Genomic DNA, 9,328 nt, shown 5'->3' with positions numbered 1-9,328 from the left:
TGGCCGGCTTCAAATCGGAACACCGGCCGGATTGAAATCGGAATGACCGGCCGGCTTCAAATCGGAATCGATGGCCGGCTTCGTCGGAATACGCACACAATCGCGCCCGACAGCGGCAAGCAGGTCGTAAGCGTCTATTCCTTGAGCATGAACACGCTCCGCCATACGGCGGCGAATGGGGACGTTGTCGGGCAGGAGATTGTCGAAGACGGCGATGACGGGCGCACCGATATAACGATCTTCACGCAGAGGCAGTGATAGCGAGACGGGCAGCGCGTGCTCCCAAGCAAGCCAGGACGGATCGTACTGAAAATCGATCGCGCCGCTGGATTGTCTATTCAGCCGCCCGACGAGACGGCTGTTCAAGAAGACATTTAGCGGGATGTGCTGCCGCGGACGAGCCATCAGAAGATGTCCTCGATCTCAGCCGGCTTTGCCTTGGTACGAGGGCGGACGACGAATTCGAGGTCGAGCGCTGCGAGAATATCGCAAAGCGTTCCGAGCTGGGTCCCAGGCGCGCCACTCTCGACGGCCGAGATGGTCGCCTGACGCAGCATCGTTTGGTCCCCGACATTGGTCTGGTTGAGGCGGAGCTTGCGACGCTGCCGGCGGACGGCATCTCCAATTTGCTTGGGTGTTCGGGCGATTTGGTCCACAGCATACCTCTCTAGCCATGGTATTATACGCTCGCGCAGATAAATTTCAATATACGCTTTTCCGTATCGAATTTTGTATACTTTGAAGCGTATAAGCAGCAATATGGTCGGCGTATGATCTTCGATCCGCATGGACCGTCACCGCCATGCTTTCAGCTTGTCCGGCCGCCGCCGGCCAATGTGACCGAAGCGAATAGCCGGCATGCTCATAAAGCTCCAAGGCAAAGTGAGGTCAGTCCTAGCAGACTGCGGCAACGGATCGGTTTTTCAAACGGATCTTGCGGCACTCACCCAATCGAGGCGTGCGGCAGGGACAAGGCCATAATTGTAAAAATTGATGCCGTCGACATCCGGCGCCATCGCAGCTTTGACCTTGGCGGTGAGGATGTCGGGGCCGGCCATTTCCGGATAGAACAGCCGGTAGCCGGCGCCGAGGAACTTTTTCACGCCAAGGGCTGCGCGTCCGGCCGCCATCAGGCTGGCGACATCGCCGGGCTGCATGTCGTAGGCACACAGGATTGCCCCGTCACAGACCTTGCCGAGCGCCGCGAGATCGCAGCCGCCCAGCCAACCGTCTTTCAAATCGATGATGACAACGCGGGTCGCCGGATTGGCCACCTCGCGCAGTTCGGCGACCAGGCTGGTCACCGGTTCGAACCGCCACAGCAGGTAGCCATGGAGTTCCGGCCATGGCAAAAAAGTGTCGAGGCCGCTCCCCGGAAAGTCTGGAAAGCGCCGTTCGGGCACGGCGCGCTCGCAGGTCTCGACGATCCATTGCCCGACGAGCTTGCGCGCTACTTCGCCGTCGACGCCGGCCTCGGCCGCGCGCGCAAGGCAGGACGGGCAGAAACATATCGACAACAGAAAATCGTCTTCCGGCATCAGCCCGACACCGTCTTTCTCATGATGGTATTCGTGGGCGAAGCCCATGAATGACGGGCTTTCAAGCTCGATCCGGTCCGGCCTGTAGCTGTGCGAGATATCGGCGATCAGCGCGCGGACATAAGCGCGCGCTTCCGGATGTGATGGGCAGAGATTGTAGTAGTTGGCATCGCCGAAGGCGTTGCGGGTTACGGCCTGCGGATGAAGCATGCCGAGCCGGGTGTTGTGCAAGCAGACCGTCCAACACGAAACGCCCAGCCCGCCCACCTCGCGCCGGCGGACAAGGTCGCCAAGCACATCGCCGCCTTCCATGATCACCTTCGCCACCTTGGGCTGGATGGCTAGGTCGGCCCAGTGTGCCGCATCTGGCTTGAAATAGATGGTTCCGTCTTCCGGAAAATAGGCTTTCCGGCGCGGGCTGCGCGGCTGCAGAAACCGGCCAGCGTGATAGGAAGTCGCCAGACTGATCATGTTGAGCCCGGCACGCTCGACAAGATCGCGCTCGACCATCTCCAAGCCCAGATCCTGGACATCCCAAGGATAGGTCCACATCGACAGTTGCATCCGGTTATCCTCAGTCTTGATCCTGATATGGGCGTATGGTCGGGAGGGCTTCTTATCAGTCGACCGGCTCGGCGACCTGCATGAGGCAGTCTCCCGCCTCGCACATCGTGTGCAGCCGGCGCGAAAGCACAATGCCGCTTTCGAGGAAGTGCAGGGCTTGCTCGGCGAGGTCGAGTCGTTCGAGGTCGTGGTACCAGCCCGCCAGTTGGCCTGAAGTCACGCTGTCGCCCAGCCTGACTGCCGGCTCGAACCAACCACGGCTTGTGGCATAAAGGCCCTGACTGTGCCGAGACAACGAAAGAAGCCGCGTCGGCGCCGAAGGTCCGGTTGCCGGTGCAAGAACCGGCGCCTCAACCACTCCCAAGGCGGCCATCAGGGCGTCGAGTGCGCGGGCGGTAATCTCCATCGTATCGACCGTGACAGTGCCACCGCCGCCGAACTCTCCGCTGACGCCGATGGCGCCGGCCCGGCGCGCCGCACCCATGGAGGTCGGTGAGGCCTGGCCGTTGTCGGCCACGAACCCATAGGGCATGCTGAGCGTCCGCATTAGCTCCACACCGCGCCGGTGCCGGTCGGGATCGGTATTGTGCTCGACAAGCGCGGTCGGCAGATGCTCCATCGAGGTGCCGCCAGAATGAATGTCGAAGATGACGTCGTGGCGGGGAAACAGTTCCATCTCCAGGAAATTGGCAAGCCGGCTTGTTGGCGTGCCTGACGGGTCGCCCGGAAAGGCGCGGTTGAGATTGCCGCCGTCGAGTGGCGAGCAGCGCTTTGCGGCGATCACCGCCGGCACGTTCGCCATCGGCAGGATGGTGACGCGACCCTTGATCTGCTTGGGATCGAGCCGGCGCACCAGCTTTGCCAACGACAGCTCGCCTTCATATTCGTCGCCGTGATTGCCGGCCATCAGAAGCACCGACGGGCCTTCGCCGTTGCGGACAAGGCAGATCGGGACCTTGACCTGGAAATAGGGCGAACGGTCGATCGAAAACGGAATGCTGAGATGGCCGAGTGTCTTGCCGTCCCGGTCGAAGTCGAGCGTATGGCTGAGGCCGGTGTGCATGGCGGCGGCTCAGATAGCTGCGATCGCAGTGACCTCTATGCGGAGATCGGGATCGGCGAGACGCGCCTCGACACAGGCGCGCGCCGGCAGGCGCGCAGGATCCACCCAGGCATCGTAGATGCTGTTCATGGCATCGAAGTCGGCGATCTGCGGCAGGAAGATGTTGATCGCCACTAGCCTCGACTTGCTGCTGCCGGCCTCAACAAGGAGCGCCTCGACCTTGGAGAGCACGTCGCTCGTCTGACCCTCGATGCCGGCCTTGCGGTCGTCTGCCACCTGGCCTGCGATGTGCACGAGGCCGCCATAGACGACCGCCTGAGACATGCGGGAGCCGGACTGGAAGTACTTGATCATATCAGATCCTTTCGAGGTTCTCTTTTTTGGAAGTGGCCGCGATATCTGCTCAGCCGAAATAGGTAGGAAAGGCGTGGCGGACATACCCGGCCGCGTCGGCGCCGAAGATCACGCGATAGCGATCGAGGCAGGTGCAGGGGTGCGAGATGCCGAATTCAACGACGTCACCAACGGCAATATCGTCGCCCGACGCAATTGTCAGGAAGGCGTGCTGGTCGTTGAGCTTGAAGACCTCGGCACGCGCTTTCGGCAGCTGCTTGCCGGCACGAAAGATGGTCACGACCTTCGGAAAGCCCTGGTCGAACGACACGTCGCGCATGCCCATACCGCAGATAGCAAGGCCGGGCTCCGGCCGCGACAGTACCTCGGCCCAAAGACGTAAAGCCGGATGGAAGGAATTTCGTGCGGAAGCACCGACGCCGCCGATCGCAAAACCGTCGCGGGCATCGAGTGCGCCGAGCGACCTGTCGTAGACGCCATGGTCGTGAAAGAAGATGGCGCCGCTGCGCAGCACCAACGTGGCATTGCCGTCCCTGGAGACGAGGGGCGAAAGCGCTGCGACCACCTTGTCGAAGTACACCGAGCCGCCGGCGGTGGCGATCAGCGGGGTGTCGCCGCCGACGCGGGCGCGAAGCCGCAGGAACATATCGGCTGTCATTGCCAACAGCGCGGATATCGCCTCATCGGTACGGCCAGGATCGGCTTGCGCCGCGGCACCTTCGTAGGCTGCGACGCCGGCGATCAGCAGCCGCCCTCCGGCAGCTACAACCGCGTCGGCGATCGCCTCGGCTTCGCCGGTGGTCCGGGCGCCTGCCCTCCCCGCACCAAGTTCGACGAGCACGCGCAATGGCGGCAGCGTCGCATTGGCGCGCCAAGCTTCAGCAAGCGCATTCACGGCGTCGAAAGAGTCGGCAAAAACGTAGAACTCGGCGCTTGGCCAGGCGCCGACAAGGACAGCAAGTCGGTTCGCACCACCTGGTCCGCCGACCTCGTTGGCGATGATCAGCCGAGAGAGCCCGGATCTGAGCATCACTGTGGCCTGCCTTATGTCGGCGACGGTCGTGCCCCATGCTCCGGCCTCGACCAGGGACCGGGCAAGGTCCGGCGCCATCGGGGTCTTGGCATGCGGGGCGATCACGGCGCCCTGTTCTCGCGCATACCCCAGGAACAGGTCACGATTGGCGATGAAGGCCTCCTCGTCGAGGGTCAACACCGGCAACGACATACGTCCATGCGCTGGATGCCAGCGCTCAGATGCGACAAAGCTGCTGTCCAGGCCGAGGGTGCCAGGCGGAACGCCGCGGATACGATCGTCGAGCAGGAAATTTTCACGGGTCGCGAGCGACAGTACGGGTGAGTTTTCGGTCATCCGATGCTAGTCCTTTCGCTTTCGCAGGATGAAGTCCGGATCGATTTCCGATGCCGGCCACACCATGAGAGAGATGCGTGCCAAAGCGTTACTGCGGACCGATCATCGATGCCCACCATCACCTGTGGGATCTCGGCCTCGGCCGCCATCCCTGGCTCGCGCCCACGGCTGGCGAACGCGGCGGTCTGGGCGAGCTTGGCCCCTTGCGGCGAAACTACCTTCCTGAAGATTATTTGCGCGACGCCGGCCAGCACAGTGTCGTCGCCACCGTCCATATTGAAGCCGGTTGGGCCGGGGATGACTGCGTGGGTGAAACGCGGTGGCTTGAAACCCTCGACAAGTCGCGCGGCGTGGCCGCCCGTTACGTCGTTCACGTACCTCTGGCGAACCGCCAAGCGCCGGCGCTGGTCCAGGCGCAGGCGGCATTCGACCGTGTCGTCGGCGTACGCGACATACTGAGCTGGGATCCTGATCCCGCCCGTCGTTTTGCCGCCCGCGACGGCATCATGGACGATCCGGCCTGGCGTGCCGGCCTGTCCCTGCTTGGGCGCCGCCGGCTGGTTTTCGACCTGATGGTGTTTCCGCGCCAGCTCACCGGCGCGGCGCGCCTCGCAGCGGCCTTTCCAGACCAGCTCTTTGTTCTCAACCATTGCGGCAGCCCGATCGATCGCGATGCGGACGGAATGCGGGTGTGGCGCGAGGGGCTGCGGCTTTTGTCGGAGCGCGAGAACGTCGCCATCAAGATGTCGGATCTGGTCGCCTACGATCATGATTGGACGCTCGACAGCCTAAGGTCGGTTGTCATGCATTGCATCGACTGTTTCGGTACGCGGCGCGCGATGTTCGGCAGCGACTTTCCGGTCGCCGGCCTGCATGCATCGTTCGATGCGGTGTATGACAGCTTCAAGGCCATTGCAGGAGAGCTTTCCGCGGACGAGCAGACGGCACTGTTCTACGGCAATGCACGGCGCATTTATCGGCTGGACGATATGTCATCGGCGGGCCTGCTCTCTGCCTGAGAGAAGCAGCAGCCCCAGGATCAGCGACCCGAACAGGATACTGCGCCAGCCAGGCGATGCGTTGACCACGGTGATCAGCGCCGTGATCGTAACCAGCAGGATGGCGCCGGGGATGGTGCCGGCATAGGTGCCGAGCCCGCCGAGGATCGAGGTGCCGCCAAGCACCACGGCGGCAATCGAGGCGAGCAGATAAGGATCGCCGATACCGACATAGCCTTGTCCGTTCATGCCGAGGACCAACACACCGGCAAGTCCCGCACAGAAGCCGCTGATGCCGTAGACCGCCAGCGTGGTCGAGGCGACGGGAACCCCGGACAGCGCCGCGGCGAGCGGATTGGCGCCCATCGCGAATATCCGGGCGCCAAGGGATGTCGCATGCATCGTGGTCAGAACGATCACTGAAATGACCACCCACAAAAGCACGCCTGCCGGAATACCGACCGGCCGCGCATTGCCGAGCCAGCGGACCAGCGGGTTCTCGGCGGTCACGGCACTGCCGCCGGCGATGATGATCAGCAGACCTTGCAGGAATGTCGCCATCGCCAGCGTCATGATCATTGGATGAACGCGCAACAGCGCCACGCCCAGCCCGTTCACCAGACCGATTGCGCTCGTCAACGTGAGAACTGCAAGAACGGCGGTGAGCCCTGTCGGATCCGCCTGCCATGAAAGCAGCGGCAGGCTGACAGCGCTAACCGTGACGATCGCCGCGACGGAAAGGTCGATTCCGCCGGCAATCACCACGAAAGTTTGGCCCGCCGCGACCAGGCCGACCACCGCGCCCAATTCAACCAAATAGCGCAAATGCCCATAAGCGCCGAAGCCAGGTGAAGCGAAGCTCGCCGCGATCCATACCGCCGCAACTATAGCGATCGTAAGGAAGGGCCGGCTGCGCAAAATCGTCACGGCGCGCCTGCCGCTCACACTGACTTTCCGTGCTGTCATTGCTGCACCTTGCGGAATTGCGGGATGGCGACCGCCCCGATGATGATGAGGCCCTGGGCGACATATTGGGCGACCGGCGTGAAGCCGAGGAAGAACATGACACTGATCATCAGGCTGAGCAGCAGGCTGCCCGCAAGAGCGCCGCGCATGGTACCTTGGCCGCCAAGGAAACCGATGCCGCCGAGCACTGCGGCGGCTATGGAATTCAGCGTGAACGCCGTGCCGATGACTGGATCGCCCGAACCCGTTTGCGCGGCGATGAACAGGCCGGCGCCTGTGCAAAGCAGGCCGCTAATCGCGTAGGCGGCGATCCGGGCACCGTCGACCGGCACGCTGGAGCGGTAAGCGCCGACGGGATTTTCGCCTGCAGCATAGATGCTCAAACCAAGCGGCGTGGCGAGATAGAGTTTCCACAAAACCACGATGAGTACCAGCAGCACGAATGCCGCCGGCGTGTTGCCGGCAAGCAGGTCCGACAGCCACTCGGGTATGGCGCCCCCCGGCCTCGGCAGGATGAGCAGGGCAGCGCCGCCGATAATGAAGGAGCCAGCCAGCGTCACCACGATCGCCGGCAACCGAAGTTTCACGACGATGAACCCGATCGCGGCACCGATGCCGAGACCGGTCAGCGCCACCGCAGCGGCACCGCCGGCTACGCCCAGCGGTCCAGTCATCGTCGTCGCAGCGATCACTGCGCCCAGGCTGACCATGGCGCCGATGGCCAGGCTTATGCCGCCGGTGAGCATGAGGATCGCCTGGGCCATGGCGACCAGCGCCAGCGGAAACCAGCTCTGGGTGAATTTGGCGAAACCGGACGCTGTCAAGAGGCCGGGAAACAGGAAACCGTAAGCAATGACGAACGCCAGGACCACAGCGAACAGGCTGCGCACGCCGACATTGCGGCGCAGCTGAACCGGCCAGTAGAGCGCGCCGGCTTGGCTTGAGGATGCGACCGCGCTCATGCCGCAACTTTCTGCTGTTCGGCGCCCATTGCGGCGGAAACGATGGCTTCCTCGCTCAGTGCCTCGCGCTCGAGCATGGCCACGATGCGGCCTTCGCGGACCACGCCGACGCGGTCGCAAAGGTGCACCAGTTCGGGTGTGTCGGAACTGAGCAGCACGATCGCCTTGCCGGCGGCGGCGAGTTTGCGAAGCATCATGTAGATCTCACGCTTGGTCTCGACATCGACGCCGCGCGTCGGGTCGTTGAGGAGAAGCACAGGCGGCTCGTGTGGCATCCATTTCGCCAGCGCGACCTTCTGCTGGTTGCCACCTGAGAGTGCCTGTGCCGGGCGGTCGAGGTCGCCCTTGATGGCAAGCTGGGCGGCGAGACCCCTTGCCATATCGCGCTCGGCACGCCGACTGCGCAGCTTCAGCGCCGGCAGCCTTGCGAAGGCGGGCAGCATCATATTGGTGATGATGGGATGGATCAGGTGCAGGCCTTCGCGCTTGCGGTCAGCCGGGACATAAGCGAGGCCGAGCGCATTGGCGTTCGGCACGCCGCCGGGCAAACCCGAAACACCGTTTACGGTCGCGGATACCGTCCTGGCGGGGATCGCGCCGTAGAGGCCAAGCAGCAGATCTTCCTGCCCCTGCCCGACCAGGCCGCCAATGCCAAGCACCTCGCCCGTCCTGATGTCGAGATCGACGTCGCGCATCAGGCCGGCCGAAAATTTACGAACCGAGATGGCGTCGGCCGGCGATGGCGAAGGCCGCCATCGTGGAAAGAGATCGCCGGGGTCGCGGCCGACCATCAGCCGTACCAGCCCGGCGGCATCGGTTCCTTCCAGCGAGCAGTCCGCCGTGCAGGTCCCGTCCTTGAGCACGGTGACATGCTCGCACAGCGCCATCACCTCGTTCAGTCGGTGTGAGATGTAGAGAATAGCGATGCCCTCGCCCCGAAGCCTCTCCAGCAGGTCGCTGAGGATTTTTGTCTCAGTTGCCGATAGCGATGAGGTGGGTTCGTCGAGAATGAGCACGCGCGGCCGGCGGTAAAGCGCCTTGGCGATCTCCACCATCTGCCGGCGGCCGAGGGACAGGTGCCCCACCGGCGCAGACAGCGGTTCGTAAAGCCCGACAAGATCGCATGCGGCCCTGGCCCGGACGGCAAGCTCGTTGTAGTCGATCAAGCCGAACCGCTTGGGATAGGCACCGAGCCCGATGTTTTCGGCAATGGACAAGCTGGTCGTCAGGCTGAGTTCCTGCTGGACAACGGCGATTCCGGCCTGTCGCGCATTAGCGGGGGTCATGCGCGAGACCGGGCGCCCATCGACCTCGATCGCCCCGCCGTCCGGGCGCAAGGCGCCGGACAAAAGGTTGATCAGTGTCGACTTACCTGCGCCGTTCTCGCCCAGCAGTGCATGCACGCGGCCGGGCTGGAGAGCGATTGAAACGTTGCGCAGAACGGGGTTGCCGAAAAAGGACTTCGACACCCCCTGCGCGGCGAGAAGCGGAGCCGTGGTTGTCAATGCTACAAC

General features: G+C 63.4%; 9 protein-coding genes and 1 pseudogene. 1 reads left to right on the top strand and 9 read right to left on the bottom strand.

The window, feature by feature from the left end; translation table 11 throughout:
- Positions 1–93: 93 nt before the first annotated feature.
- The 6 genes and pseudogenes from NKI72_RS25660 to NKI72_RS25635 all read right to left on the bottom strand — a co-directional run.
- A pseudogene (locus NKI72_RS25660) lies at positions 94–405 on the bottom strand (HipA N-terminal domain-containing protein); the annotation flags it as partial.
- Complete coding sequence (locus tag NKI72_RS25655; RefSeq protein ID WP_502899609.1) at positions 405–788, bottom strand: helix-turn-helix domain-containing protein; 384 nt, start codon at positions 786–788, stop codon at positions 405–407. The gene NKI72_RS25655 and the pseudogene NKI72_RS25660, both read right to left, overlap by 1 nt.
- Before the next feature lie 135 nt (positions 789–923).
- Positions 924–2,102 (bottom strand): hypothetical protein, encoded by a 1,179-nt coding sequence (locus NKI72_RS25650; protein ID WP_352470935.1) that lies wholly within the window; start codon positions 2,100–2,102, stop codon positions 924–926.
- A gap of 55 nt (positions 2,103–2,157) precedes the next feature.
- Entirely contained in the window at positions 2,158–3,165 is a 1,008-nt protein-coding gene (locus NKI72_RS25645) for a succinylglutamate desuccinylase/aspartoacylase family protein (RefSeq protein WP_352470934.1), read from the bottom strand.
- A 9-nt stretch (positions 3,166–3,174) separates the two neighbouring features.
- Positions 3,175–3,519: a RidA family protein gene (locus NKI72_RS25640; protein ID WP_352470933.1), complete on the bottom strand. Its 345-nt coding sequence runs from the start codon at positions 3,517–3,519 to the stop codon at positions 3,175–3,177.
- Between the two features lie 49 nt (positions 3,520–3,568).
- Positions 3,569–4,888: a type III PLP-dependent enzyme domain-containing protein gene (locus NKI72_RS25635; protein WP_352503469.1), complete on the bottom strand. Its 1,320-nt coding sequence runs from the start codon at positions 4,886–4,888 to the stop codon at positions 3,569–3,571.
- Positions 4,889–4,965: 77 nt separating this feature from the next.
- Between NKI72_RS25635 and NKI72_RS25630 the strand changes: the two genes are divergently transcribed.
- Entirely contained in the window at positions 4,966–5,907 is a 942-nt protein-coding gene (locus NKI72_RS25630; protein ID WP_352851184.1) for an amidohydrolase family protein, read from the top strand.
- On the opposite strand, the gene NKI72_RS25625 is transcribed toward NKI72_RS25630, so the two are convergent.
- Genes NKI72_RS25625 through NKI72_RS25615 form a run of 3 tightly spaced genes read right to left on the bottom strand, consistent with a single transcriptional unit; the run spans position 5,881 to position 9,319 of the window.
- Complete coding sequence (locus tag NKI72_RS25625) at positions 5,881–6,852, bottom strand: ABC transporter permease (protein ID WP_352470930.1); 972 nt, start codon at positions 6,850–6,852, stop codon at positions 5,881–5,883. The two genes, NKI72_RS25630 and NKI72_RS25625, sit on opposite strands and share 27 nt — an antisense overlap.
- Positions 6,849–7,814, bottom strand: coding sequence for an ABC transporter permease (locus tag NKI72_RS25620; RefSeq protein WP_352503472.1), 966 nt, complete (start codon positions 7,812–7,814; stop codon positions 6,849–6,851). Before NKI72_RS25620 ends, NKI72_RS25625 begins: the two co-directional genes overlap by 4 nt.
- Entirely contained in the window at positions 7,811–9,319 is a 1,509-nt protein-coding gene (locus tag NKI72_RS25615; protein ID WP_352832960.1) for a sugar ABC transporter ATP-binding protein, read from the bottom strand. Before NKI72_RS25615 ends, NKI72_RS25620 begins: the two co-directional genes overlap by 4 nt.
- Between the last annotated feature and the right edge of the window lie 9 nt (positions 9,320–9,328).

The organism is Mesorhizobium sp. M0437 (assembly GCF_040321335.1).
Classification (GTDB): Bacteria; Pseudomonadota; Alphaproteobacteria; order Rhizobiales; family Rhizobiaceae; genus Mesorhizobium.
Note: the sequence above shows the minus strand (reverse complement) of the source record. Positions and strands in the feature narration are given on the sequence as shown.